This is a genomic window from Micromonospora sp. ALFpr18c (genome assembly GCF_008868155.1).
In the GTDB taxonomy this organism is placed as follows: Bacteria; Actinomycetota; Actinomycetes; order Mycobacteriales; family Micromonosporaceae; genus Micromonospora.
In genome coordinates, this window is sequence record NZ_WBKR01000579.1 from 1 (window position 1) to 236 (window position 236).

General features: G+C 64.4%; 1 pseudogene. It reads left to right on the forward strand.

Annotated elements, in window-relative coordinates:
* Window positions 1-214, forward strand: a pseudogene (locus tag F8271_RS33735) (hypothetical protein); the annotation flags it as partial.
* Between the last annotated feature and the right edge of the window lie 22 nt (window positions 215-236).

Below are 236 nucleotides of genomic sequence, written 5' to 3' on the forward strand. Positions count from 1 at the left end.
GATCGCGTTCTCGCACGCCCAGCAAGCCGTCCGGATCACCCGTACCCGCACCACCGGCGGCAAGACCAGCCGCGAGACCGCCTACCTGGTCACATCCCTACCCGCCGCCGACGCCCAACCCGCTGACGCGAAGATTCCCTTCGCGTCAGAGGCGGTTGGTTCGCTTCACGACGCGTTCTCCAGGGTGACGCGGTATCCCATGGCTTCGAGTTGATGGATGGCTCGTTTCTTGAATC